The sequence below is a fragment of the Actinoplanes sp. SE50/110 genome (genome assembly GCF_900119315.1).
Lineage (GTDB): Bacteria > Actinomycetota > Actinomycetes > Mycobacteriales > Micromonosporaceae > Actinoplanes.
In genome coordinates this window covers 7289772-7314896 of record NZ_LT827010.1, presented here as the reverse complement: position 1 = coordinate 7314896, position 25125 = coordinate 7289772, and the positions used below count along the sequence as shown (strand labels likewise).

Genomic DNA, 25125 nt, shown 5'->3' with positions numbered 1-25125 from the left:
TCCTGACACCTTCCGGACACTTGCCGCCCGGACCGTAACCTCAGCCCGCTCGGCTATTCTGGTCGTTTGCCGTAAACAGAAAAGGCAACCACGAAAATGGTTGCCAGCGGCCGGAATGATAGCACGAAAAGGGGCGATTTTGTCAAGCTCTAGCGCCGATTTCGATGCTGAGCAGGCTTACCTGACCGAGCTGTACCAGCGCCTCGATCAGCTGCGTGAGCAGGCCGACAGCCGGCTCAAGGGCATTCTGCTGGAGGCCGGTGGCACCCCGCAGGGGCGGACCCAGCGCGAGGCCACCCGGGCCCACTACACGGAGCAGCTCGCCCAGATGAATTCCGTCGAGAACGGTCTCTGTTTCGGCCGACTCGACTTCGCCGCCGGCGACCCCCGGTACATCGGCCGGATCGGGCTGTTCGCCGAGGACCGCGACCAGGATCCGCTGCTGGTCGACTGGCGCGCCGCGGCCGCCCGCCCGTTCTACCTGGCCACCGCGGTCCAGCCGGACGGGGTCACCCGGCGCCGGCATCTGCGCACCCGCGGCCGCACCCTGACCGGCGTCGACGACGAGGTGCTCGATCTCGCGGCCGGTGACGGGACCGGCCGGGAGGACGTCACCGGTGAGGCCGCGCTGCTCTCCGCGCTGACCGCGAACCGCACCGGCCGGATGCGCGACATCGTCGAGACCATCCAGGCCGAGCAGGACGAGGTGATCCGCTCCGGGCTGCCCGGCGTGCTGGTGGTCCAGGGCGGCCCCGGCACCGGCAAGACCGCGGTGGCGCTGCACCGCGCGGCGTACCTGCTGTACACGTACCGCCAGCAATTGACTCGCAGCGGCGTGCTGATCCTCGGACCGAACACCACCTTCCTGCGCTACATCTCCCAGGTGCTGCCCTCGCTGGCCGAGACCGGGGTGCTGCTGGCCACACTCGGCGACATGTTCCCCGGGGTGCGGGCCCGGGCCACCGAACCGGACGAGGTGGCCGCACTCAAGGGCGACCTCGGCCTGATGCTGCCCGCCCTGGAGAACGCGGTCGCCGACCGGCAGACGGTGCCGGACGACTTCGTCGAGGTCGACCACGACGGGTATCCGCTGCGGATCGAGCGCGCGGTGCTGGAGGACGCGCGCTCGGCGGCCCGCCGGTCGGGACGCCCGCACAACGTGGCCCGGGCGGTCTTCGTGACCGAGGCGATCCACCAGCTGTCCCTGCAGATCGCCGAGCGGATCGGCGCCGACCCGCTGGGCGGCGACAATCTGCTCTCCGAGGCCGACCTGGCGGAGACCCGACGGGAGCTGCGCGAGGACATCGACGTGCAGCAGCTGCTGTTCGACTTCTGGCCGGTGCTGACCCCGCGGCAGGTGCTGCGCGACCTGCTGACCGATGCTGATCGGCTGGAGTCGGCCGGGCTGCCGACCGTGCTGCTGCGCGACCCCTCGGCCGGGTGGACGCCGGCCGACGTGCCGCTGCTCGATGAGCTGGCCGAGCTGCTCGGGGTCGACGACACGCTGAAGAAGCGGGAGCAGGAGCGACAGCGCGAGGCGGCGATCGAGTACGCCGAGGGCGTGCTGGAGATCGTCGAGGGCTCCCGGTCGCTGGACTTCGAGGACGTCGAGGAGGAGATCCTCTCCGCGGTCGACGTGGTGGACGCCAGCGCGTTCGTCGAACGGCACGAGGTGATCGACACCCGGACCGCGGCCGAGCGGGCCGCCGCCGACCGCACCTGGGTGTTCGGGCACGTCATCGTCGACGAGGCGCAGGAGCTGTCGCCGATGGCCTGGCGGCTGCTGATGCGCCGCTGCCCGAGCCGGTCGATGACCGTGGTCGGCGACGTGGCACAGACCTCCGAGCCGGCCGGCAGCACCTCCTGGGAGCAGGTCTTGGAGCCCTACGTCGGCCAGCGCTGGCGCCTGGTCGAGCTGAGCGTCAACTACCGCACCCCGGCCGAGGTGATGGCGGTGGCCGCGGACGTGCTGGCCGCGGTCGGCGCCGGGGTGCGCCCGCCACGCTCGGTCCGCTCGTCCGGGGTGACCCCGTGGGCCCGCCGGGTGCCGGTCGGCGGCCTGGTGGAGGAACTGCTGGCGGACGTCCGCAAGGAGGCCGCCGCGGTCGACTCCGGCCGGGTCGGCGTGCTCGTCCCGGCCCGGCTGACCGGCCCGCTGGGCACCGCGCTGGTGGAGGCGATCCCGGGCGCGGCTGTGGGGGAGCAGCCGGATCTGCTCAACCACGTGGTGCTGATGACCGTACGGCAAGCCAAGGGTCTGGAATTCGACTCGGTCCTCGTGGTCTGTCCGGACGAGATCGTCACCGAGAGCCCGCGCGGACTCTCCGACCTCTACGTGGCGGTGACCAGGGCGACGCAGCGCCTGGGGGTGCTGCACACCGAACCGCTGCCCGAGGTGCTCTCCGCGCTCGCCTGAGCGGTGCGCGGGCGGGCCGGGATCACGCTGTCCCGGCCCGCCGGCAGAGGAAGACGTTCTCCCTACCGGGACGGTCCGGCGCCGCACGGACCTCCAGGACCTCGAAACCGGTCGCCCGCAACGACTCCTCGATCTCGGACCGGTCGCGGAAGCACAGCGTCGAAGTCGAGGTCAGCACCGTCTCATCGGACAGGAAACGATATTCATACCGGAAGGAGACAAGGGGCAGTCGTACGTCGGTGAGCATGAACCGTCGCTCCACCCCGCCCGCGGTGGCGGGCGGATGATCCCACTGCTCCCAGGCGCGGAACTCCGGACGCCGCGCCTCGAAAACCAGATGACCGCCGGGCCGCAGGACGGCGTGGATGCCGCGCAGCGCGGCCGTCCAGTCATCGTCGGTCACGAAGACCTGGGCGACGTTGCCGGTCATCAGCGCCAGATCGGCGGGCTCCGGTAGCGGCCAGGCCTGCGGCAGCCCGGCCGCACCGGTGTGCAGCCAGGTGACCCGGTCGGCGGCCGGCTTGGTGCGGGCGACGTCCAGCGAGGCCGCGGCGGGATCCGCGCCGATCACCGTGTGCCCGGTGCCGGCGAGCAGGGTGGCCAGGGCGCCGGTACCGCAACCGACGTCGAGGATCCGGGCGGGCCGCAGGGACTCGATGATCGTCAGGTAGGCGGGGAGGTCGTCCCGGTCGCCGTCGAACAGGTCGTAGAGCGGGGCGAGCCGGGGATCGGTGAACAGGGCGTCAGGGACGGAGCCGGGTCCGTCGAGGGAGGCCTTGTCCGACGGGGGATTGTTGGTCACTGCCGGACCGTAGAGCGGCGGTTCGTGTCGGCGCGACCGGTTTGTTCACGGTACGGGACTGTTCGGGCTGCGGGATTGTTCGCGCTGCGGGACTGTTCACGCCGCGGCTTTGTTCGCTGCGGGTTTGTTAGTGCTGCGGGTTTGTTCGCGACCCTCGCCGGATCCGTCACGGGATCCTGCGGGTTTGTTCGCGCTGCGGGGTTGTCCGGACTTCGGGTTGTCCACACTGCGGGTTCGTCCACAGGGCGCGGGCATGATCTTGGGTTTTCCGGCCATGCTGTCGTGGGATGGTCCCCCTGGGTGGGCGGGATTTCGTCGGGTGCCGGGCGGCGGCCGGGTCCGGGACCACGCACACCCGGCCCGGCGTCCGTCGGACGCCGGGCCGGGTTCGATACCTCAGGCGGCGGTCGGGCGCAGCCCGCGGCCGTGCGCCGTGTGACCGTGCGCGTTGGTCATCGCGAGACGGCTGCGCAGGTCGGTGTTGCTGGCGATGGTGGCGTAGTACGACGCACGGCGGCGGGCGGTGATGCTCTCCGGGTTGTCCGGGGTCGGCGCCAGCTCCGGGTCGAGGTGCGTGTTGAGGCCGTCGCGCAGCAGCGACAGGGCTTCGGCGCGCAGCTGCGAGACGCGGGACTCGGTGACGCCCAGGTCCTTGGCGATGTCCGCCATCGGGCGCTCCTGCAGGAAGTACTCGGTGACCACGGTCTGCAGGCGGTCCGGCAGCGAGCCGATCGCGTGGTGCAGGTAGCCGATCTGCTCGCGGCGCAGCAGCATCTCCTCCGGGCCCGGCGTGCGCTCGGTGACCAGGTCGTCGGCGGAGCTGGTGGTGAAGCCCTGCAGCGACAGGACGGTGGCGCGCTGCACGTCGGTGTCGGTCTGGTGCAGCTCGGAGGTGGTGGTGCCGAGCGCCTGCGCCAGCTCCTCCGGCGTGGGGGTGCGGCCCAGGCTGGTGGTCAGGTTCTGCCGGGTGCTGTCGGTGTTGCGGGCCTTCGACCGCACCGAACGGGTCGCCCAGTCCAGCGAGCGCAGCTCGTCGAGCAGGGCGCCGCGGATCCGGGTGCCGGCGAAGCGGTGGAACGGCACGCCGCGCTCCGGGTCCCAGCCGCGGGCCGCGGTGACCAGGGCGTGCAGGCCGGCGCTGGTCAGGTCGTCGCGGTGGATGTGGTTGGGGATCCGGCTCAGCATGTCCCGCACCAGGTGGCCGACCAGCGGCATGTGCGTGCGGATCAGCTCCTCCTGCTGGGCGGCGGAGAGCACCGGCGTGGCGGGAGCGGTGTCGGCGGCGAAGTCGGCAGCGGTCGTCACGGTGCTGGTCATGTGATATCCCCCGGTTGTTGTCGGCGCCCCTTGGCTGGGTGGGCACCGGCTGACAGGGAGAAACTTTGAAGCCGGGAGGGTGCGGGACAAGGTCACGCACAGGTGCGTGCCGGTTGCGGGTGAACCGCCCTGCCGCGTTGCCGGTGTCGATCGGCGGGGACCGCGGCCGGTTGAGAATTTTTGCGACGGTAGGGCACTGTGCTGCGCATGGACCTGAGTGACAGCGCCGCGGGCATCAACCTGATCACCGGCCTGCTGGTCGCCGGCGGGGTGCTCGGCGTGTTCCTGCCGGTCATCCCCGGGCTGCTGCTGAGCTGGGCGGGCGTGCTGCTGTGGGTGCTGCTGACCCCCACCGACTCCGACCTGAAGTGGGCGATGCTGGCGATCGCCACCGGGATCACGGCGCTCGCCATGGTGATCAAGTTTCTGTGGCCAGCCCGGAAACTTCGCGATTCGGGCGTACGGTCGTCGAGCCTGCTGGCCGGCGGTGTGCTCGGTGTCGTCGGGTTCTTCGTGGTGCCGGTGGTCGGGCTGGTGCTCGGCTTCCTGCTCGGCGTCTACCTGGTGGAGGCGAGCCGGCTGGGCGGTACGGCGGCGTGGCGCACCACCCGACGGGCGCTGGCCGCGGTCGGGCTCTCCCTGCTGGTCGAACTGGCCGCGGCGCTGTGCCTCGCGGTGATCTGGTTCGTCGGGGTGGTCGCGACCGCTTCCTGAGTGGTCTCCCGGGCCCCCGTCACGGCTTCCGGAAGCGTCTGCGCCGGCCTCGATGGATCGCCAGCAGGGTCAGCGGCAGGGCGGCCAGCACCACGGCGCCGGTGCCGGCCACGATCAGCGACCGGCTGTGCGACTTCACCACCGGTTTCGCCGCCGTGCCGGAGACGCCGGCGCTCGCCTTCTCCGGCGTGGCGGTCAGCGCCGCCGCCTCCGCCGGTGTGACCAGGTGGCCCACCGAGGCGCCGGCCGGCTGGGCGAAACCCCAGTCGAGCAGCGCCGCGCCCTGCTGCCAGCCGCGCAGCGGATGCGCCTCGGCGCCCAGCAGGGTGACCACCAGGCGGCGCCCGTTGCGCTGGGCGGCGCCCACGTAGCTGTGCCGGGCCACCGTGGTGAAACCGGTCTTGCCGCCCATCGCACCCGGGTAGTTGTAGATCAGCTTGTTCTCGTTCTGAAACTGGAAGCCGCCGACCCTGGGGCTGCGCTGGGCCGGCATCTGCGCGCTTCTGGTCAGCACATACTTACGGAAGTCGGCCTTCGCGAAGTCGGAGCGGGCGATCAGGGCCAGGTCGTACGCGCTGGTGAACTGGCCCTTGCCGTCCAGACCGGACGGTGTCACCGCGTGCGTCTGGAAGGCGCCCAGCTCGCGCGCTTTCGCATTCATCGCCGCCACCGTGGTGGCCACCCCGTCGGCGCCGCCGCCCCCGGCCATCCGGGCCAGCGCGTTCGCCGCGTCGTTGCCGGAATTGAGCAGCAGGCCCAGCCAGAGGGTGGCGACCGGGTAGGTGCCGCCGACCACGATCCCGACCGCCGAGCTGTTCGCCTCGATGTCCAGGTCGCTCTGCACGATCTTGACGTTCTGCTTCGGGTCGAGCCGATCCATCGCGGTGGCCGCCAGCAGCGTCTTCTGCACGCTGGCCGGGGTCTGGTAGACGTGCGGGCCGCAGGCGCCGAGCACCTCGCCGGTGTCCAGGTCGGCGACGATCCAGGTGGTGGCGGTGACCGCCGGGGGAGTCGTGGCGCCGGGCGGCACGACCAGGCCGTGAGTGGCCAGGTCGGGGCCGCCGACCGCCATGTCCCGGGGGTTGTCCGCCGGCGGAACCGGGCGCGGGGGAGCGCTCGGCTTGGCGATCCTCGGGTGCGGGCAGGGCACCTCCGCCCCCGTTTTCGCCTGCTGTGCCGGTTTCGGTGCGGCGGCCGCGGGGACGGCCGGGATCGCGAGCAGGGCGGTCAGGGGGATGGTCAGCAGGGGGCGGATCACGGCCAGCGGGCTCCGGCTTCCAGACGATGCTCCAGCAGATGCTCCAGCGGCACGGTCTCGCCGTCACCGCCGCCGGCCCCGACGATCAGCCGCGGCATGCTCGGCGACAGGTCGGCGCCGACGAACCGGGCGCGCAGCGAGGCCGGGACGGTGAGCACGAGATACTCCCCGTCCTCGCCGACGGCGACCGAGCGGTTGCGCTTCAGATACCAGCCGCGGGCCCGGGTCCGATACGACCAGCGGCCGTCGTAGGTGGTGGCGACCAGCGGATGCGGGGCCAGCCCACGCTCGGCGGCCCGGCGGACGAAATCCTCGAGCAGTGCGGCGGCCTGCTGCGCCTCGGCGGTGCGCCCGGCCTCCAGCGCGGCGGCCCGGCCGGCCACGGCCCGCCGGTGATGCGCCAGCCAGTCGGCCTGCTCGTCGTGCATGGCGCCGACCCTAACGTGAGACCCCGGCCGGGGCCAACCGGGGTTTTCTTGAGGATTCGGCGCGATTGTTCGGCACGCATTCTGATAAGAGAGCTGCCCAACGGCCGAAAGAATTGCCGGATCGTGCCGGGGAGTTGCGCGACTACCCGTTCGGGGGCCAGACTGTGCGCGGGCGATTTATTCTTCTCGGGAGTCGTTATGGCGCGGCAGGTAATCACCACCCTGATCGACGATCTGGACGGCAAGAAGGCGGATCGCACCGTCGAGTTCAGTCTCGACGGGGTCAGCTACACGATCGACCTTTCCGAAGCCAATGCCGGAAAGCTGCGCAAGGCTCTGGATCCGTACATCAACGCGGGAACGCGGCTCGGCCGGACAGCCGGTCGGGTGGCGGCGCGCGGGGCGGCTCCGGCCCGCACCGCCGGCTCCCGCGACGAGAACCGGTTGATCCGTGAGTGGGCGATCAGCAACGGGCACAAAATCTCCGAGCGGGGGCGCATTCCGCAGGAGGTCAGCAACGCGTATCGGGCGGCGCACGGCCGCTGACCGCGGCGGGGCCCCATTCCACCGGCTCCGGCCGCGGGCCGGGCCGAGCCGCATTCCACCGGCTCCGGCCGCGGGCCGGGCCGAGCCGCATTCCACCGGCTCCGGCCGGCTCACCGGCCGCGGCCGGTGAGCCGCATTTCCCCGGGCGCGGACCCGCATTCCGCGGGACCCGCGCCTCGGGGTGCCGTCCGCATTCCGCGGGAGGCCGCCGCCGCCGTCGATTGGCATCGCCGATGATGATCGGGCGGAAATGGGCGTCTGTCCGACTTGGATGGTTTCAAATAGTCGCGCGCAGCCGCGGCAGCCCGGCGGCCACCGCTTCCAGGGTCTTCTCCTCGCCCGCATACCAACTGGACTGCCTGGGCCAATGCGTGATCACATCGGTGAATCCCAGCGCCGCCGCCCGCCCGGCCGCGTCCTGGAACGCGTCCACACTGCTCATCGAGAACACCGGTGACGAGTCGAGATTGAGGTAACGGTCGACCGATTCCGGGCGTCGCCCGGAGCCGGCCAGGGTGTCCTCGAAACGGTTCTTGATCTCGGTCACCGCACGCCACCAATCCGCCGCCGTCTCCGCCTGCGGACCGGTGGTGACCCACCCGTCGCCGTACCGGGCGGCGAGCCGCAGCGCTCGCGGCCCGTTCGCGGCCACCACGAACGGCGGGCGCGGCTGCTGCACCGGGCCGGGCGTGCTGCGCGCGTCGACCGCCGCGAAGTACTCCCCGCGCCAGGTGGTGCTCGGCGAGCGCAGGATCGTGTCGAACAGCTCCAGGAATTCAGCGAACCGGTCCACCCGGGCCCGCGGGCTCAGCTCCGCGCCGCCGAGTACGGCGGAGTCGAAACCGATCCCGCCGGCGCCGAGACCGAGCAGCAGCCGGCCGCCGGAGATGTCGTCCAGCGCGGTCGCCTCCCGGGCGAAGTGCACCGGATGCCGGAAGTTCGGCGACGCGACGTAGGTGCCGAGCCGGATCCGCTCGGTCACCGTGGCAGCCGCGGTCAGCGTGGGTACCGCGTCGAACCACGGGCCGTCGACGAGGTCGCGCCAGCCGAGATGGTCGTACGTCCACGCGTGGTCGAAGCCGAACTCCTCGGCGAGTCGCCAGCGGCGGCTCGATTCGGACCAGCGCTGGTCGGGGAGGATGACGATGCCGAAACGCATCGGCTCAGCCTAAGGGGCCGCTCGGTCAGGCGGAGCGCAGGTCGTCGCCGGCGGTGCGGGAGTCGTCGGTGGCGGCCGCCTCGAAGGCGCGCAGTGCCCGCACCAGGTCCTGCCGGGCCGCGACCGGCATCCTCTCCAGCACCTCGGCGAGCACCGCCCGCCGGCGCTCCCGCAAATCGGCCAGCAGCCGTCGGGCGGCCGGGGTGAGCAGCAACCGAACCTCTCGCCGGTCCCGCGGGTCGACGACCCGGCGCAGCAGCCCGGTCGCCTCCAGGCGGTCGCAGAGGCGGCTGGCCGAGGACGGCACCACGTCGAGGGCCTCGGCGAGGCGGCTCATGTTGGTGTGCCGGTTCTCCGCGACGATGGTGAGCACGCGCAGCTGGGCGGGCGGGACCGCCGGGGTCCGGGCGACCCGGGCGCGTTCGAGCACGGCCGCCAACGACTCCACCGACGACTCGATCGCGGCGGCGACATCGTTGGCGTGCTCCATGGAGTTCCCCGTCGCGAAGCCCAACAAAGACTCAGGTGGATACCCGCCGGTGGCGGCCTGAAACCGGTCAGCGGCGCCAATCCAGGCACACGGTCACCGCGTCGTCCTCCGGCTCGGCGCCGGCGTGAAACTCACGCAAGCCCCGCATCACCGTACCGACCGCCTCGGCCGGAGGCTGCAGCCTAGTCCCCCGCAACGCGCTGAGCAGGGCGGATTCGCCGAAAGTCGGTCCACCGCCGGGTGCGGCGGCGTGCACTCCGTCGCTGATCACGAGGAGCCGGTCGCCGGGTTCGATGCGGAAGCGTTCGATCTCGTAGTGCGCCTCCCCGAACATGCCGAGCGGCAGCTGCTGTTCCAGGCGGACCTGGCTGATGTCGTTGCCCCGACCGATCATGCAGTGCGGCGAGCCGGCGTCGACCGCTTCCACCCAGCCGCTGACCAGGTCGACCTCCAGCAGCACGGTGGCGGCGTGCAGGCCGCCACCGTACCGGGCGTGCAGCGCGTCAGAGGCCAGCTCGGCCTGTTCGATCAGGTCGGCCCCGCAGCGGCGGGCGTTGCGCATCGCGTTCACCGCGGTGGCCGTGAGGATCGCCGCCTCCAGGCCCTGGCCGGCGCCGTTGAGCACGGTGAGGGCGAGCCGGTCGCCGGAGAGCGCCCAGTCGAAGTGGTCGCCGCACACGTCGTAGGCCGGTTCGAGCTGCCCGGCGAGCCGGAACCGCTCGTCGTCCAGGGAGCGGCCGGGCAGCAGGTCCCACTGCAGTTCGGCGGCCATGGTGAGCCGTTCCAGGCACTGCGCCCGGCGGTAGCGGTCGGTGGCCCGGTCGGCGGCGCGGATCGTCACGGCGAGTTCGTCGGCGACCGCCTGCAGCTGGTCGGTCTGGTCCGGGGTGGGCCGGTCGGGCAGCACGACGCGCAGCACGCCGAGCCGCTCGCCCCAGCAGGAGATCGGCAGGTGTACCCGGGCCCGGCCACCGGGGCCGGTGTCCGTGTTCACCCGCTGGCTGGCCAGGGTGCGCAGGGCGGACGGGTCGTTGTCGGGCGCGGCCGGGCTCAGCAGCGGGGCGAGGCGACGCTGGGGCAGGTCGGTGACCATCACCTCGACCTGCTCGGCGGCGAAGTGCCGGCGCAGGTGCTCGGCGGCCACCTCGGGCAGGCGGTCGGGGGCGGTGGAACGCAGCAGGGAACCGATGGGTACCGGTTGGTCGGACACACGAACTCCTCTCCTGGGCTCACCGGACCGATATTTGTTATACGACAAATATCGCCGGGCGGGGAGTACGCCGCGACGTGGCGCGGGTCAGGCGAAGGATTTCTCGAAGTGGATCAGGGAGCCGGTGCGCGGGCTCGACTGCATCCGCACGTTCTCGGCGAGCGCGCGGATCAGGAACAGGCCACGTCCGCTCTCCCCGGCCGTGGTCGGCTCGGGCCGGTCGTCCGGGTCGAACCCGGCGCCGTTGTCGACGACGTCGATCGAACAGTGCTGCTCGCCGACGTCCAGGCGGACCTCGAAGTCCTCGGCCCCGGTCGCGTGCTTCACCACGTTGGCGCAAGCCTCGGTCAGCGCGATCTCCAGATCCGCGCCCGCCTGACGGTCGATCTGCAGCGTGGTCAGTGAACAACGCAGCAACCGGCGCACGGCGGGCACACTGTCCACCTCACGGGGAAGGCTGAGCCGAACCGACATGCGCATGCCGTTTCTGTGCCCGATCGGTCATCCGGTTAACCGTGTGCTGGGACACCGGGTCGCTGATTCGTGTTATCCATACTGCCCGCGCCCGTCTCCCTGGCAGCACGGAAGGAAGGGCAGGAACATGGCGAACCAACCCGACACCGCCACGGTGGTGGCCGCGCGGGCCGGCGACCCGGCCGCGATCGACCGGCTCGTCGCCGGATACCTCCCACTGGTCTACACGATCGTGGGCCGGGCGCTGGAGGGGCACGCGGACGTCGACGACGTGGTGCAGGAGACCATGATCCGGGTCTTGCGCAGCCTCGGTGAGCTGCGCGAGCCGGAGGCTTTCCGGTCCTGGCTGGTGGCGATCACGGTGCGCCAGGTGCGGGACCGGTTCCGCAACCGGCAGAGTGCCCCGGACGCGCTGCTCGACCCGGACCTGCGCGACCCCGGCGCCGACTTCACCGACCTGGCGATCACCCGGCTGGAGCTCTCCGGCCAGCGCCGGGAGACCGCCGAGGCGACCCGGTGGATGGACGAGGACAACCGGGAGCTGCTCTCGCTGTGGTGGCTGGAGGCCTCCGGCGAGCTGACCCGCGACGAGATCGTCGACGGCACCGGGCTGGGCCGGCAGCACGCCGCGGTCCGGATCCAGCGGATGAAGGGCCAGCTGGAGACGGCGCGGGCGGTGGTCCGGGCACTGCACCGGCAGCCCATCTGCCCGGAGCTGGCGGTGGTGATCGAGCCGTGGGACGGCCGGCCGAACGCGCTGTGGCGCAAGCGGATCGCCCGGCACACCCGGGAGTGCCGGATGTGCGCCGGCGCCTGGCAGGACCTGGTCGCGGCCGAGCGGCTGCTGGCCGGCATGGCCCTGATCGCGCCGGCGCCGCACTTCGCGAAGCCGTTGATCGCCACCAAGCTCGCCGCCAAGGTGGGTCTGGGCGCCGCGCAGAAGGCGCTGGTCACCGCCCTCGCGGTCAGCGTGATCGGCGGGGGTGGAGCGGCGGTCTACGCGTTGAGCTCGCAGAAGGACCCGGCGGCACCCCCGGTCGCGGCCGTCGTGCCGGCACCGGTGGTCCCGGCCGCGGCGGCGCCGCGGGTCAGCCCGTCGGCCACGCCGCGGCGTACCGCCGCTTCCCCCTCGGCGAAGGCCGCCGTGCCGGCCGCCGCGATCTCGGCGAAGAAGGGCGTCGGCGTCTGGAAGTTCACCGGCTCGGCGGCGGCCCTCAAGGACGTCCGGGCCGGCTGGTACTACGACTGGGCCGCGCAGAACGACGACGTCCCCGGCCCCACCGGTGTCGAGTTCGTGCCGATGATCTGGGGCCGGCAGAACGTCACCGGTGCCACGCTGCGGCAGGCGAAGTCCGAGGGCCGGGTGCTGCTCGGCTTCAACGAGCCGGACATGGGCGGGCAGGCCAACATGAGCGTCGAGGACGCCCTGGCCGCCTGGCCGCAGCTCCAGGCGACCGGGATGCGCCTGGTCAGCCCGGCGGTGGCGTACGGCGGGGACACCGCCGGCGGCTGGCTCGACCGGTTCATGGCCGGCGCCGAGGCGAAGAAGCTGCGGGTCGACGCGATCGCCCTGCACTGGTACGGCTCGGACTTCAGCGCCGCGGCGGTCAGCCAGTTCCTCGGTTACGTCGACGCGGTGCACCAGCGGTACGGCAAGCCGATCTGGATCACCGAGTTCGGCCTGATGAACTTCTCCGGATCGCCGAAATACCCCAGCGACGCCCAGAAGGTGGCCTTCATCGAGGGCGCCACGGCGGGGTTGCAGAAACGGTCGTACGTCGAGCGTTACGCCTGGTTCGGGCTGCCGGCCGTCGGTGACAGCGTCGACTTCGGCCTCTACCGGGACGGGCACAGCCCCACCGAGGCGGGCAAGGCCTACCGCGCCGCGGGATAGTGTGAGTTTCATGATTCGGTTCGGGTACAAGGCGTCGGCGGAGCAGTTCGCTCCGGCTGACCTGCTCCGGTACGGCATTCTCGCCGAGGAGCTCGGTTTCGACTCGGTCTTCGTCAGCGATCACCTGCAACCGTGGCGGCACGACGGCGGGCACGCTCCGGCCGCGCTGCCGTGGCTCGGGGCACTCGCCGCGCGCACCGAAAGGGTCCTGGTCGGCACCAGCGTGCTGACCCCGACCTTCCGCTACCACCCGGCCGTCGTCGCGCAGGCCTTCGCCACCCTGGGCTGCCTCGCGCCCGGCCGCGCCATCCTCGGCGTCGGCTCCGGCGAGTCGCTCAACGAGGTGGCGCTCGGCACGCAGTGGCCGGACGGCAAGGAGCGGTTCGCCCGGCTCAAGGAAGCGGTCCTGCTGATCCAGAAGCTCTGGGCCGAGGACCGGGTGACGTACGAGGGGCAGTTCTACAAGACCGAGAACGTCACCATCTACGACAAGCCGTCGACGCCGGTCCCGATCTACATCGGCGCGTCCGGCCCGGCCGCGACCCGGCTGGCCGGCCGGATCGGGGACGGGTTCATCACGACCAGCGGCAAGGGGCACGCGCTCTACACCGACACGCTGCTGCCGGCCGTAACGGAGGGCGCGGAGAAGGGCGGCAAGAAGATCGACGACCTGGATCTGATGATCGAGGTCAAGGTGTCCTTCGACGACGACATCGACCGCGCCCGCAACGACACCCACTACTGGGGTGCGCTGGCGCTCTCCCCGGAGGAGAAGACCGGCGTCGAGGACCCGGTCGAGATGCAGCGGCTCGCCGACGCACTGCCGGTCGAGCGGACCGCCACCCGGTGGATCGTCTCCTCCGACCCGGCCGAGCACGCCGCCAAGGTGACCGAATACCTGGACATGGGCTTCAAGCACCTGGTGTTCCACGCGCCCGGGCCGGACCAGGAGCGCTTCCTGCGCCTCTACGCGGCCGAGATCCTGCCGCGGCTGCGCGACCGCTCCTGAGGCTCAGATCGCCGGTGGTACCGACCGCAAGGTGCCGGTACGCGGTCCGGTGCCGCCGCCCTCGCCGTTGATCACGCGCAGGCGGGGGCGGGTGGCCTGCTCCTTCTCCAGGGCCCGGAGCCGGCGTGGGCCCTGACGGCGGTCCACCCCGGCGTACGCGGCCGGACGCGAGGTCCGCGGCAGCACCGCGTCGGTCCCGATGCGGGGGAGCACCCGGGTCTGCTCCGGGTCCGCCTTCCCGGTCAGCACCACGATGCTCTCCGCCGGTGCGGGTGGGGCCACCCGGCGCCGGGTGTGCCATTCGCCGAGCAGCGCGCCGACGGCCTCGACGAGCGGCACCGGCCGGGCGGCGGCCGCGGACGGCACCTCGGTCACCGAGAGTCCGTTCAGCCCGGCCCGCACGGTGAGCAGCGCGTCGATCTCCGCCCCGTCGCCGCGGACCGCGTCAACCCCGCTCACTCTGGGTAGTTCGAGCATCCCGGCCGCGTCTCGCCAGAACGCACGGTAACCGAATCCGGGATCGGTGCGCCGGGCCCCGAAGAGCGCCGCCATCATCCACAACACGATCCGCGCCCCGAGCGTCGGACGCTGCCGGGCGCCCTGGGCCACGTCCGATCCGTCGCACAGCGCCTGCACGTAGCGGGGCAGTTCGGCCGGGTCGCAGGAGCCGTCGGCGGCGAGGGTGACCACGATGTCCCCGGTGGCCGCGGCGACCCCGCAGGCCAGCGCGTTGCCGGCGCCGGCGCGGGTCTGCCGGACCACCCGGGCGCCCGGCGGCACCACGGTGCCGGTGCCGTCCCGGCGTCCGACCACCACGACGATCTCGTCGACCGGGGGCATCCCGGCCAGCAGGACGGGCAGGGCGACCGTGCCGGCCCGGATGACGACGCTCACGGTGGGTGATGACGGTCGGTGTGACGCAAGGGGCATGGGTGGCAAGCTACCGGCTCGCAACCCGCCGGCAACTCGGCGAAACGGGGGATGACGACCGGCCGTGCGGCTCGGACGGTCCGGTCACCGTGCGTACGAAAGCGGTAGGGTTTGTCCCGTGATGAGACTCGGGCTCCATATCTCGAACTTCACCTGGCCGGAGGGCCCGTCGCGGCTCGCCCCGACCCTCGCCGAGATCGCCTCGGCCGCCGACGAGGCCGGTTTCGAGCGGATCAGCGTGATGGACCACGTCTGGCAGATCGGCGTCAACGGGCCGCCCGAGATGGACATGCTCGAGGCGTACACGACGCTCGGCTTCCTGGCCGCGCACACCCGCCGGGCCAAGCTGCTCACCCTGGTCACCGGCGTGGTCTACCGCGAGCCGGGCCTGCTCGCCAAGGCGGTCACCACGCTCGACGTGCTCTCCGGCGGCCGGGCCATGCTCGGCATCGGCGCCGCGTGGAACGAGGAGGAGTCGCTCGGCCTGGGCCTGTCGTTCCCGCCGACGCGGGAGCGGTTCGAGCGGCTGGAGGAGGCGCTGCAGATCTGCCGGCAGATGTTCGCCGGCGACGAGGCCGCCTACGAGGGCACGCACTACCGGCTGGCCCGGCTGCTCAACCACCCGCTGCCGCTGGCCCGGCGGGTGCCGATCCTGATCGGCGGCGCCGGGGAGAAGAAGACGCTGCTGCTGGTCGCGAAGTACGCCGACGCCTGCAACCTGTTCCCCGGCCCGGAGCTGCAGCACAAGCTGGACGTGCTGAAACGGCACTGTGACACGGTCGGCCGGGACTACGACGAGATCGAGAAGACGGTGGTCTTCCGCTTCGACCCGGGCGAGCGCGGGGAGAAGGTCGGCGAGATCATCGACGCGATGCGGCACTTCGCGGCGATGGGCATCACGGTGACCCACGGCGGGCTGCGCGACGCCTGGGACACCAAGCGCTTCGAGCTGTTCCGGGACGAGATCGTGCCCGCGGCGGAGGCGCTGTGATCGAGGCGGTCGTCTTCGACCTGGACGGCGTGATCATCGACACCGAGGAGGTCTGGGAGGAGGTCCGCCGGGGCTACGTGGCCGAGCACGGCCGCGCGTTCCTGCCGGACAGCCAGGACCGGATGATGGGGATGAGCACCGCCGAGTGGTCGGCGCACCTGGCCGACGAGGTCGGGGTGCCGCTGCCGGCGTCGCGGGTGGCCGACGACGTGCTGGGCCGGATGGCCGAGCGCTACCGCGCCGAGCTGCCGCTGATTCCCGGCGCGGTGGAGACGGTCCGCGCGCTGGGCGCCCGGTTCCGGCTGGCGCTGGCCAGCTCGTCGGCCCGGATCCTGATCGACCAGGTGCTGGCGACGGCCGGGTTGACCGGCGAGTTCGAGGTCACCCTGTCGACCGAGGAGGTGCCGCGCGGCAAACCGGCGCCGGACGTCTACCTGGCCGCGGTCGCCCGGCTGGGGCTGACCCCCGAGGTGTGCGCGGCGGTCGAGGACTCCAGCAACGGGCTGCGGGCGGCCGGCGCCGCAGGCCTCGCGGTGGTCGCGGTCCCGCACGGCGTCTATCCGGCCGCTCCCGACGCGCTCGCCCAGGCCGCCCTGGTGGTGACCAAGGTGACCGAGGTGACGCCGGAGGCGGTCGCGGCGTTGCGCTGAGGGCGACGAGCCCCGCCCCCGGCGTCGCTCAGATCGGGTATTCCGGTAGCTGGAGGTCGGTGCTGCGGCCGGCCGCGACCTTGAACGTGGCGTCCAGGAACCACTGCCGGTTGTTCAGGTAGTTGCGCAGGCGGATGCCCCGTGCGGTGCGCGGGGCCAGAAAGCGGCCGGTGGTGTCGCCGCCCTTCTGGGTGCCCCGGGCGAACTTCGCGAGGCGCTGCCGGTAGCGGGGGAAGGCGACCCGGTGGTCACCGCCGGCCGCGGCCAGCTCGCCGGCCAGGACGTGGGCGGCGACGATCGCGGTGCCGGTGCCCTGCCCGCCGATGGTGGCACCGCACGCCGCGTCGCCGAGCAGGGCGATCCGCCCGCGGGTCCACTCCGGCGCGTCGACCCGGCAGATCTGGTCGAAGTAGACGTCGTCGGCCGCGTCCAGCGCGTCCAGCAGCCGCGGGGTCAGCCAGCCCAGGCCGGCGAAGGTGGCGCGCAGGATCGCCTTCTGCTCGCCCGCGTCGTGCCGGTCGTAACGCAGCACCGGCGCGGCGAACGCGGCGAACACCCCGGCCCGGCTCGGATCCCGGTGGTCCTGACCGATGCTGATCATCCGGCCGGGGGAGTTGTGCAACAGCGCGGTGCGGCCCAGATCGCCCCACTCGTTGGCGACCGGCCAGGTGGCGACGTAGTAGCCGAGATGCTTGACGAAACGCTCCTCCGGGCCGAAGGCCAGCCGGCGCACTCCGGAGTGCACCCCGTCGGCGCCGATCACCAGGTCGAAGGTGCGCTGAGTGCCGGAGGCGAAGGTGACGTCCACCCCGGCCGGGTGCTCGACGAGCGCGGTGATCCGGTCGCCGAACAGGTATGCGGTCGCCTTGCTCGCCGCGCACAGGACCCGGGACAGATCGCCGCGGCGCACCTCCAGGTCGCCGCCGGCCAGGTGGGCCGGCCACTCCATCAGCCGATCACCGTGCTCGTCGACGAAGCGGAACGCGGTGCCGTGCGTCTCGACCGCGCGCAGCGCCTCGACCACCCCCATCCGCTCCAGCAGGCCCATGTGCAGCGGGCCGCGGAAGTCGACCGCCTGCCCGCCGGTGCGCGGCCGCGGCGCCACCTCGACGATCGTCGGCCGATGGCCGGCCCGGGCCAGCCAGTGCGCCACCGCGGGACCGGCGATGCCCGCACCCGAGATCAGGACGTCCATCTCATGCCTCCAGAAACTGTTTCCGTTGGACACCATTATTTCTGTGTACGGTAGACGCAGTTCCGTGGGAGGGCAACATGGATTTCCTGTGGCAGGAGCGGACCGGCGGCCGCCGTGGGCCGAAACCGGCGCTGACCCTGTCGTCGATCGCCGACGCCGCGATCGCGATCGCCGACGCCGAGGGCCTGGCCGCGGTCACCATGCAGCGGGTGGCCACCGACGTCGGCTACACCAAGATGGCGCTGTATCGGTACCTGCCGGGAAAGTCCGAGCTGGTCGCGCTGATGCTGGAGCGTGCCATGGGTGAGCCGCCCGAGCTGCCGGCCGGTGACTGGCGCGCCGCCCTCAGCCGGTGGTGTGAGTCGCTCATGGCGGTGTTCGTCGGTCACGCCTGGGCTCTGCAGGCGCTGACCGGCAACCGGCCGGTGGGGCCGAACGAGATCGGCTGGATGGAGGCCGCCCTGGCCTGTCTCCCCACCGGGCTGACCGGCGCCGAGCGGATGGACACCGTCGCCGTCCTGGCCGGACACGCCCGCGCCCTGGCCCTACAGCCGGCCGAGTCCGGGCTGGTCACCGCCCTGACCCGGCACGCCGCCCGGTTCCCCGCGGTCGGCGCCGCACTCGCCGACATGGCCGTGCACGGTGGCGCCGACCAGGCATTCCGATTTGGACTGGAGCGCATCCTGGACGGGCTGGAGACCTTGATCACGAAACGCGTGTGAAACATCGTCGATCCGGGTAGGCAGCGGCCAACCTGGGAGGTGGCCGTGAGCGGACTCCGGCTCGACGTGGGCTTCGTCGACTATCTGATCCTTGCGATCTACTTCATCACCGTTCTCGGAGTGGGCTTCATGGCCCGGCGGGCGATCCGCGACAGCTCCGATTTCTTCCTCTCCGGCCGGTCCATGCCGGCGTGGGTGACCGGTCTGGCCTTCGTCTCGGCCAACCTGGGCGCCCTGGAGATCATCGGGATGGCCGCCAACGGCGCCCAGTACGGCATGATGACCCTGCACTACTACTGGGTCGGCGCGGTCCCGGCGATGGTCTTCCTCGGCATCGTGATGATGCCCTTCTACTACGGCTCGAAGGTGCGCAGCGTCCCGGAGTTCCTGCGGCGGCGCTTCAACCAGCCGACCCACCTGTTCAACGCGATCAGCTTCGCGGTGGCGCAGGTGCTGATCGCCGGCGTCAACCTGTACGCGCTGGCCCTGATCCTGCAGGCGTTGCTGGGCTGGCCGCTCTGGCTGTCGATCGTGATCGGCGCGGCGATCGTGCTCTCCTACATCACCCTGGGCGGGCTCTCCTCGGCGATCTACAACGAGGTGCTGCAATTCTTCGTGATCCTGGCCGGCCTCATCCCGATCACCGTCATCGGCCTGGTCAAGGTCGGCGGCTGGCACGGCCTGGTGGAGAAGGTGCAGGCCAGCAAGATCGGCGACGCGGCGCTGCACACGTTCGCGAACACCGCCGACTCCGACAACCCGCTCGGTGCGAACTGGATCGGGATCATCTTCGGTCTCGGATTCGTCCTCTCCTTCGGCTACTGGACCACCAACTTCGCCGAGGTGCAGCGGGCGCTGAGCGCCAAGGACATGAGCGCGGCCCGGCGGACCCCGATCATCGGCGCCTTCCCGAAGCTGCTGATCCCCGCGGTCACCGTGATTCCCGGGCTGATCGCCCTGGTCACCGTCCAGGGGCTGGGCGCCAAGGAGGGTGACCTCACCTACAACAACGCGATCCCGCTGCTGATGCGCGACCTGCTGCCCAACGGTGTGCTGGGCGTCGCGGTGACCGGCCTGGTGGCGTCGTTCATGGCCGGCATGGCGGCCAACGTGAGCGGATTCAACACCGTCTTCACCTACGACATCTGGCAGTCGTACGTCCGTAAGGACCGGCCCGACGGCTACTACCTGCGGGTCGGCCGGATCGCCACGGTGATCGGCGTGCTGATCGGGATCGGCACCGCGTTCATCGCGGCCGGCTTCGACAACATCATGAACTACATCCAGGCGCTGTTCTCGCTGTTCAACGCGCCGCTGTTCGCGACCTTCATCGTCGGCATGTTCTGGAAGCGGATGTCGGCCTGGGCCGGTTTCTGGTCCCTGCTGCTGGGCTTCCTCGCCTCGCTCACCCTCTACCTGGGGTACCTGGGTGACGTCTTCAGTTTCAACTCCGACCTGGAGGAGAGCTTCTGGGGAGCCGGCGCGGCGTTCGTCACCGCGGTGGTGGTGGCCGTGCTGGTCACCTTCTTCACCCCGAGCAAGCCGGAGGACGAGCTGCGCGGCCTGGTCTACGGCCTGGCCGGGTCGAGCACGTCCGGCGAGACGATCGTGGCCGGCGACCGAGTCTGGTGGCGCAACCCGGTGGTGCTCGGCGCCGTCGCCGTGGCGCTGGCCATCGTTCTCTACATCCCGTTCTGGTGAGGTGAGGTCATGAATCGGCTCTTCGATCTGCGCGCGGTCATCGGCGGCATGTTCACCCTGTACGGCGTGATCGTCACCCTGATCGGCATCTTCGACAGCCCCGCCGACATCGCCAAGGCGCAGGGCGTCCGGATCAACCTGTGGATGGGCCTGGCCATGCTGGCGCTCGGCCTGCTGATGCTGCTCTGGCTGCGGCTCAATCCGCCCAAGCCGGTCGAGGCCGGCGATGACCGGGACACCCCTGAGGTCTGAGGTGCGAGGGGGTGTGCCCGAGTTGCCTTCTCGTTGCACAGCCCCCGGATATCTTCAAGACCGGTGGCGGTGCGTCCGATAACGGTGGCATGGATCCCCTCGCCTCAATCAGCAGCCTCGCCTCCGGCGGCCAGCGCTCCGCTGGCTGGCAGGCGCAGCTTCGGGTCGACTACGTCGTGAACAAGGTGACTCAGACCCATCGTGGTCAGTCCGAGGATCAGGTCAAACAGGCTCTGTCTGACCAGCTCCGAGTCTTCGGCGTGGTGCCCAACGCCAAGCAGATGGCCATCTACGCGCGGGCCATCGCCGCCCTGCCCGAATTACCGCCCAACAACAAGTGAATCCAGCGGCCAGGACCGTCCGGCGAAGGAGCCGGGCGGTCCTGGGTGTTGCGTCGTTGAAGTAGGTGGCCGCGCCGGCCAATGCCCCAAACGATGCAAAATCGGGCATTCTCCGGAATCGTTGCACACCCGCGGCCCACGATGGTGCGGCGCGGCCGAGTCCCGCCGCGCAGGGCGGAGATACGGGTTTGCGTGCGTTGCGACGGCCGGTCACGGCCGCGATCCTCACCCTGGCCACCCTGCTCGGGTTCGGCCGTCCGGCGCTCGCCGCACCGGCGGTCACCTGGTCGGTCTGCCCCGAGGACGCGCATGTCGAATGCGGCACCATGCGGGTGCCGGCGGACTGGTCGAACGCGTACGGACCGACGATCGAGCTGCAGATGGCGCGGCGGAAGGCGACCGACCCGGCACACCGGATCGGGGTGCTGATCGTGAACCCGGGCGGCCCCGGCGGCTCGGCGGTCAACATGGCCCTCGACACCGACTTCTTCAGCCCCGAGCTGCGCAAACGGTTCGACATCATCGGCCTCGACCCGCGCGGGGTGGGCCGCAGCTCCCCGGTGCTCTGCTCCCAGGCGCTGGTCGACGCGAAACCGTCCCCGCTGATCACCGATCCGGCCGGGTTCGCCGCGCTGGCCGGCTACAACCGGCGGCTGGCCGCCGACTGCACGTCCCGCAGCGGCCCGGTGGTCGAGCACGCCGACACCGGCAGCGTGGTCCGCGACGTCGAAGCGCTGCGGGTGGCTCTCGGCGAGCCGCGGATCAGCATCTTCGGGGCGTCCTACGGATCGCTGATCGGTGAGCTCTACAGCGACCGGTACCCGGCCACGCTGCGGGCAGCGGTGCTGGACAGCGTGATGGACCACAGCGTCGACGTGGACACCTTCCTCGCCCAGGAGACCGCCGCGGTGCAGGACTCGTTCAACGAGTTCGTCAAGTGGTGCGCCCGGGACACCCGGTGCGTGCTGCGCGGCCAGGACATCCCAAAACTCTGGGCCGCCCTCATGCAGCGCGCCGCGGCCGGCACGCTGAAGGACCCGTACGACCCGCCGGCCAAGCTCGGGGTCTGGGAGCTGATCTCGGCGGCGTTCGCCGCGTTCTACGACCCCCAGTGGTTCTCGTTCGCGCACTACCTGCAGGACGCGGCGGTGCCGGCCCGGGCGGTCGCGCGGCGGGCCCGCACCGTGGCCCCGCCGGCCGACCTCACGCCGGACAGCTTCCCGGCGGTGTTCTGCGGCGACTGGGCGCTGCCGGTCGGCGACTTCCCCGCGTACCGCCGCCGCCTGGACAACCTCGCGAAGATCGCGCCGCAGGTGCGGGCGTCGCCGCTGGCGCTCTCCGCGGCCGCCGGCTGCGTCGGCTGGCCGGTCGCCCCGGCCGCCCCGCAGCACCGGTTGAACCCGGCCAGGATCCCGATGCTGCTCGTCAACGCGCTGCACGACCCGGCCACCGGGCACGCCTGGGCGCAGCAGGCCGCGGTCCAGCTCGGCCCGTCCGCCCGGCTGCTCACCTATCAGGGCTGGGGGCACGTCGCGTATTCGCACAGCCCCTGCGTCCAGGCGGCGGCCGAGAAATACCTGCTCACGCTGGCATTGCCGGCGGTCGGGGCGACGTGTCCCGCGGTCGAGCCCGAGCCGTTCGGCATCGGGTAACCGGTGCAGCGGTTGTGCGCCGTCGGCGGGCACGGTAGGCAGATATCGACAAGCGACACTGTCCTGTCTGGAGGGCCGATGCGGTTCCTTTCCGCGCTAGCAGCGCTTTCACTCACCAGCCTGTCGTTGACCGCGGTATCGGCGCCCGCCCTGGCCGCCACCGGGTCGACGGCGCAGGGCTACGGCGGCGCGATCGCCACCGTCGACGCCACCGCCACCGCCGCCGGGCTGGAGGTGCTGCGCCGCGGCGGCAACGCGGTCGACGCCGCGGTCGCCGCGGCCGCCACCCTCGGCGTGACCGAGCCGTTCGCCTCCGGGATCGGCGGCGGCGGCTTCTTCGTCTACTACGACGCCCACCGGCACCGGGTCTTCACCATCGACGGGCGGGAGAAGGGCCCCGCGTCGATGACCCCCACCTACTTCGTGAACCCGGTGACCGGGCAGCCGTACGCCTTCGACGAGGCCCGGGTCAGCGGCCTCTCGGTCGGCGTGCCCGGCACCCTGGCCACCTGGGAGGCGGCCGCCCGCCAGTGGGGGACCCGGCCGCTGTCCCGGGCGCTCGACGACGCCGCCGAGGTGGCCGACCGCGGCTACACCGTCGACGGCGAGTTCCGCCGCCAGGTGACCGAGAACGCCGCCGCGTTCGGACAGTTCGACGCGACCAGGGCGCTCTACCTGCCGGGTGGCGCGCCGCCCGCGATCGGGACGGTGATCCGCAACCCGGATCTGGCCGACACGTACCGGCTGATCGCCCGTAAGGGCACCGCAGTCTTCTACCGCGGACCGGTCGGCGCCGACATCCTGCAGACCGTCACCCGGCCCCCGGTGTCGTCCAGCCCCTCCTCGCCCTGGGCCTACCCGATCCGCCCCGGCGTGCTGACCGCCGAGGACCTCGCTTCGTACCAGGTCCGCCGTCCGGCGCCGACAAGATCCGACTACCAGGGCTTGTCGGTGTACGGCATGTCCACCCCGTCGAGCGGCGGTACCGCCGTGGGCGAGGCGCTCAACATCCTGGACGCGTCCCCGCTCGACTCCGCGTCGACCGTCGAGAAGCTGCACTACTACCTGGAGGCCTCGGCGCTCGCGTTCGCCGACCGGGGCCGCTACGTCGGCGCGGACACCCCGCGCCCGGTCCTGGACACCCTGCTCTCCGACCGGTGGGCGCGGCAGCGGGCCTGTCAGATCGACCCTCACCACGCACTGGTCAAGCCGGTCGCGGCCGGGCCGTCCGGGTGCACCGCGGCGGCCGGCGCGGACACCCCGGACACCGGGATGAGCACCACCAACCTGACCGTGGCCGACCGGTGGGGCAACGTCGTCGAATACACGCTCACCCTGGAACAGTTCGGCGGCAACGGCATGGTCGTGCCCGGCCGCGGCTTCATGCTCAACAACGAACTGACCGACTTCAACTTCACCGGCACCCAGGGCGACAATCCGGACCCGAACCTGCCCGGCCCCGGCAAGCGCCCGCGCAGCTCGATGTCGCCGACCATCGTGCTCAAGGACGGCCGGCCGTACCTCGCGGCCGGGGCGCCGGGTGGGTCGACGATCATCACGACCGTGCTGCAGATCCTGTACGGGCGGCTCGAACTCGGGCTGACCCTGCCGCAGGCGGTCGCCGCGCCGCGGGCCGCGCAGCGCAACACCGCGGGTATCCAGGCCGAGCCCGCGTTCCACACCACGTACGGGCCGGAGCTGACCGCGCTCGGCCATGTCTTCGGGCCGGACGCGGCGGAGATCGGCGCCGCCACTGCGATCGAATTCGGTCCGTGCGGGTCGCAGCTCGCGGTCGCCGAGCCGGTCCGCCGGGGCGGTGGGTCGGCCGGGGTCGTGCATCCGCGTTAGCCCGCGCCGCAGTGGAACGTGCCGGCCCCCGCCCCGGAGGTCCGTCAGCCGTGTTCCCTCATCCGCGTGCCCTCAGCCGCGATTCGTCATCCGCGATTCGTCATCCGCGTTAAGGAGTAGGCCGGTTGCGACGATGGTGCAGGGGCGTGGAGACGTCCGGGGGAAGGAAGAAGCCATGATCAATGTGGTGGCGGTCGCGATGCTGGCCGGAATCGTTCCGGTTCCGGCACTTCCCACCCCGATGGCCTACGTCCGCGGCGGGGACGTCTACGTCAGCGCCGGACCGGCCGAGAAGCGGATCACCACCGGGGCCGGGTACGCCCGACCCCGGTGGTCACCGGACGGCAGGCAGCTGGCCGTGCTCAGGGACGGCCGGCTGTGGACCATGAAGCCGGACGGGACCGGGCAGCGGCGGGTCAGCGACCGGCCGGCCGGCGGGGCGTCCTGGTCACCGGACGGGAAGTGGCTGGCGTTCGCGTCCACCTCCTGCACCGGGGGGCCGGGCGTCTACCGGATCGCGGCCGCCGGGTCGGGCAACCCGGAAGTCCTTTTCCCCGCCGGGTGCCGCGGTGAGGACCTGCCCGAGGTCGAAGCGCCGCAGAAGGTGACCGGGTCGCTGGCCGACCGGCTGCGGGTGGACGACGCGGTGGCCTGGTCGCCGGACGGCAAACAGATCGCCTTCCGGGGCGGGGAGTGTGACGCGGTCTACGACGCCTGCCTGAGCATCGGGACGGTCAGCTCGGGGGAGGAGCGGACGGTGGCCGCGTACGGCGGCGGCAGCCTGCAGAACAAGGGGTTCGCGGCGGTGCCGGCCTGGAGCCCGGACGGGAAACGGCTCGCGTTCACCGCCTACCAGGAGGGGGAGACGGCGGCTGAGAACGAGCCGGTGCACGTCGTCGAATGGGATCCGGGAACCGGCGCCAAGAGGACGGTCGGGGTGCCCCAGGACCGGGAGGCGGCGTATCTCGACGCCGGGCACGCACTGGTCACCTCACAGACCCGGGGCCACTCCTGGGTGACGCTGGTCGACCTGAAGACCGGCGCCCGCACCCTGCTCCACCAGGGCTCCCAGCCGTCGGCCCGGCCTCGCTGACCGCGGGCCCGGCGGTATCGTGGGGCCCGCCAT

Annotated in this window: 24 protein-coding genes; 14 read left to right on the top strand and 10 right to left on the bottom strand. The window is 71.8% G+C overall.

Going from position 1 to position 25125, the window contains the following annotated elements; all coding sequences use genetic code 11:
• Window positions 1-115 precede the first annotated feature (115 nt).
• Window positions 116-2416, top strand: coding sequence for an ATP-binding domain-containing protein (locus ACSP50_RS32745; protein ID WP_014693609.1), 2301 nt, complete (start codon window positions 116-118; stop codon window positions 2414-2416).
• A 22-nt stretch (window positions 2417-2438) separates the two neighbouring features.
• Here ACSP50_RS32745 and ACSP50_RS32740 read toward each other — a convergent pair whose 3' ends face one another.
• On the bottom strand, window positions 2439-3218 hold the full coding sequence (locus tag ACSP50_RS32740; RefSeq protein WP_014693608.1) for a bifunctional 2-polyprenyl-6-hydroxyphenol methylase/3-demethylubiquinol 3-O-methyltransferase UbiG: 780 nt from the start codon (window positions 3216-3218) through the stop codon (window positions 2439-2441).
• Between the two features lie 396 nt (window positions 3219-3614).
• Complete coding sequence (locus tag ACSP50_RS32735) at window positions 3615-4535, bottom strand: sigma-70 family RNA polymerase sigma factor (RefSeq protein ID WP_014693607.1); 921 nt, start codon at window positions 4533-4535, stop codon at window positions 3615-3617.
• A 207-nt stretch (window positions 4536-4742) separates the two neighbouring features.
• Between ACSP50_RS32735 and ACSP50_RS32730 the strand changes: the two genes are divergently transcribed.
• Entirely contained in the window at window positions 4743-5249 is a 507-nt protein-coding gene (locus ACSP50_RS32730) for a DUF456 family protein (protein ID WP_014693606.1), read from the top strand.
• Window positions 5250-5268: 19 nt separating this feature from the next.
• Here ACSP50_RS32730 and ACSP50_RS32725 read toward each other — a convergent pair whose 3' ends face one another.
• Both ACSP50_RS32725 and ACSP50_RS32720 read right to left on the bottom strand, forming a co-directional pair.
• On the bottom strand, window positions 5269-6507 hold the full coding sequence (locus ACSP50_RS32725; protein WP_014693605.1) for a D-alanyl-D-alanine carboxypeptidase family protein: 1239 nt from the start codon (window positions 6505-6507) through the stop codon (window positions 5269-5271).
• Window positions 6504-6935 carry a hypothetical protein gene (locus tag ACSP50_RS32720; protein ID WP_014693604.1) on the bottom strand — a complete coding sequence of 144 codons (432 nt, stop codon included), beginning with the start codon at window positions 6933-6935 and terminating at the stop codon, window positions 6504-6506. The genes ACSP50_RS32725 and ACSP50_RS32720 overlap by 4 nt, the downstream gene beginning before the upstream one ends.
• Window positions 6936-7133: 198 nt before the next feature.
• Between ACSP50_RS32720 and ACSP50_RS32715 the strand changes: the two genes are divergently transcribed.
• Window positions 7134-7481 (top strand): Lsr2 family protein, encoded by a 348-nt coding sequence (locus ACSP50_RS32715; RefSeq protein ID WP_014693603.1) that lies wholly within the window; start codon window positions 7134-7136, stop codon window positions 7479-7481.
• Window positions 7482-7758: 277 nt separating this feature from the next.
• On the opposite strand, the gene ACSP50_RS32710 is transcribed toward ACSP50_RS32715, so the two are convergent.
• The 4 genes from ACSP50_RS32710 to ACSP50_RS32695 all read right to left on the bottom strand — a co-directional run bounded on the left by ACSP50_RS32710 (window position 7759) and on the right by ACSP50_RS32695 (window position 10820).
• Window positions 7759-8640: an LLM class flavin-dependent oxidoreductase gene (locus tag ACSP50_RS32710; protein WP_014693602.1), complete on the bottom strand. Its 882-nt coding sequence runs from the start codon at window positions 8638-8640 to the stop codon at window positions 7759-7761.
• Window positions 8641-8665: 25 nt separating this feature from the next.
• Window positions 8666-9130, bottom strand: coding sequence for a MarR family winged helix-turn-helix transcriptional regulator (locus ACSP50_RS32705; protein ID WP_014693601.1), 465 nt, complete (start codon window positions 9128-9130; stop codon window positions 8666-8668).
• A 67-nt stretch (window positions 9131-9197) separates the two neighbouring features.
• Complete coding sequence (locus tag ACSP50_RS32700) at window positions 9198-10340, bottom strand: PP2C family protein-serine/threonine phosphatase (RefSeq protein ID WP_014693600.1); 1143 nt, start codon at window positions 10338-10340, stop codon at window positions 9198-9200.
• A gap of 87 nt (window positions 10341-10427) precedes the next feature.
• Entirely contained in the window at window positions 10428-10820 is a 393-nt protein-coding gene (locus ACSP50_RS32695) for an ATP-binding protein (protein ID WP_014693599.1), read from the bottom strand.
• Between the two features lie 121 nt (window positions 10821-10941).
• Between ACSP50_RS32695 and ACSP50_RS32690 the strand changes: the two genes are divergently transcribed.
• Together ACSP50_RS32690 and fgd are read left to right on the top strand one after the other, a co-directional pair.
• Window positions 10942-12708: a sigma-70 family RNA polymerase sigma factor gene (locus tag ACSP50_RS32690; RefSeq protein WP_014693598.1), complete on the top strand. Its 1767-nt coding sequence runs from the start codon at window positions 10942-10944 to the stop codon at window positions 12706-12708.
• A gap of 10 nt (window positions 12709-12718) precedes the next feature.
• Window positions 12719-13717 (top strand): glucose-6-phosphate dehydrogenase (coenzyme-F420), encoded by a 999-nt coding sequence (gene fgd, locus ACSP50_RS32685; protein WP_014693597.1) that lies wholly within the window; start codon window positions 12719-12721, stop codon window positions 13715-13717.
• A gap of 3 nt (window positions 13718-13720) precedes the next feature.
• Here the strand turns inward: fgd and ACSP50_RS32680 are convergent, their stop codons facing one another.
• Entirely contained in the window at window positions 13721-14611 is an 891-nt protein-coding gene (locus ACSP50_RS32680; protein WP_014693596.1) for a glycosyltransferase, read from the bottom strand.
• Window positions 14612-14768: 157 nt separating this feature from the next.
• On the opposite strand from ACSP50_RS32680, the gene ACSP50_RS32675 reads away from it, so the two are divergent.
• Together ACSP50_RS32675 and ACSP50_RS32670 are read left to right on the top strand one after the other, a co-directional pair.
• Window positions 14769-15638: an LLM class F420-dependent oxidoreductase gene (locus ACSP50_RS32675; protein ID WP_014693595.1), complete on the top strand. Its 870-nt coding sequence runs from the start codon at window positions 14769-14771 to the stop codon at window positions 15636-15638.
• Window positions 15635-16288 carry an HAD family phosphatase gene (locus ACSP50_RS32670; RefSeq protein WP_014693594.1) on the top strand — a complete coding sequence of 218 codons (654 nt, stop codon included), beginning with the start codon at window positions 15635-15637 and terminating at the stop codon, window positions 16286-16288. Before ACSP50_RS32675 ends, ACSP50_RS32670 begins: the two co-directional genes overlap by 4 nt.
• A 28-nt stretch (window positions 16289-16316) precedes the next feature.
• On the opposite strand, the gene ACSP50_RS32665 is transcribed toward ACSP50_RS32670, so the two are convergent.
• The gene (locus ACSP50_RS32665; RefSeq protein ID WP_014693593.1) at window positions 16317-17483 is read right to left on the bottom strand and encodes an FAD-dependent monooxygenase; all 1167 of its coding nucleotides are present in this window, start codon (window positions 17481-17483) and stop codon (window positions 16317-16319) included.
• A gap of 77 nt (window positions 17484-17560) precedes the next feature.
• Between ACSP50_RS32665 and ACSP50_RS32660 the strand changes: the two genes are divergently transcribed.
• The 7 genes from ACSP50_RS32660 to ACSP50_RS32630 all read left to right on the top strand — a co-directional run bounded on the left by ACSP50_RS32660 (window position 17561) and on the right by ACSP50_RS32630 (window position 25092).
• A complete protein-coding gene (locus ACSP50_RS32660; protein ID WP_014693592.1) occupies window positions 17561-18205 on the top strand; it encodes a TetR/AcrR family transcriptional regulator in 645 nt (214 codons plus the stop codon).
• Between the two features lie 39 nt (window positions 18206-18244).
• A complete protein-coding gene (locus tag ACSP50_RS32655; RefSeq protein ID WP_043512632.1) occupies window positions 18245-19906 on the top strand; it encodes a sodium:solute symporter family protein in 1662 nt (553 codons plus the stop codon).
• 9 nt (window positions 19907-19915) lie between these two features.
• A complete protein-coding gene (locus ACSP50_RS32650) occupies window positions 19916-20158 on the top strand; it encodes a hypothetical protein (protein WP_014693590.1) in 243 nt (80 codons plus the stop codon).
• A gap of 89 nt (window positions 20159-20247) precedes the next feature.
• Window positions 20248-20499, top strand: coding sequence for a hypothetical protein (locus ACSP50_RS32645; protein ID WP_014693589.1), 252 nt, complete (start codon window positions 20248-20250; stop codon window positions 20497-20499).
• A 188-nt stretch (window positions 20500-20687) separates the two neighbouring features.
• Complete coding sequence (locus ACSP50_RS32640) at window positions 20688-22151, top strand: alpha/beta hydrolase (protein WP_014693588.1); 1464 nt, start codon at window positions 20688-20690, stop codon at window positions 22149-22151.
• A 78-nt stretch (window positions 22152-22229) separates the two neighbouring features.
• Entirely contained in the window at window positions 22230-23999 is a 1770-nt protein-coding gene (ggt, locus tag ACSP50_RS32635; RefSeq protein ID WP_014693587.1) for a gamma-glutamyltransferase, read from the top strand.
• Between the two features lie 175 nt (window positions 24000-24174).
• A complete protein-coding gene (locus ACSP50_RS32630; protein WP_014693586.1) occupies window positions 24175-25092 on the top strand; it encodes a PD40 domain-containing protein in 918 nt (305 codons plus the stop codon).
• Window positions 25093-25125 lie beyond the last annotated feature (33 nt).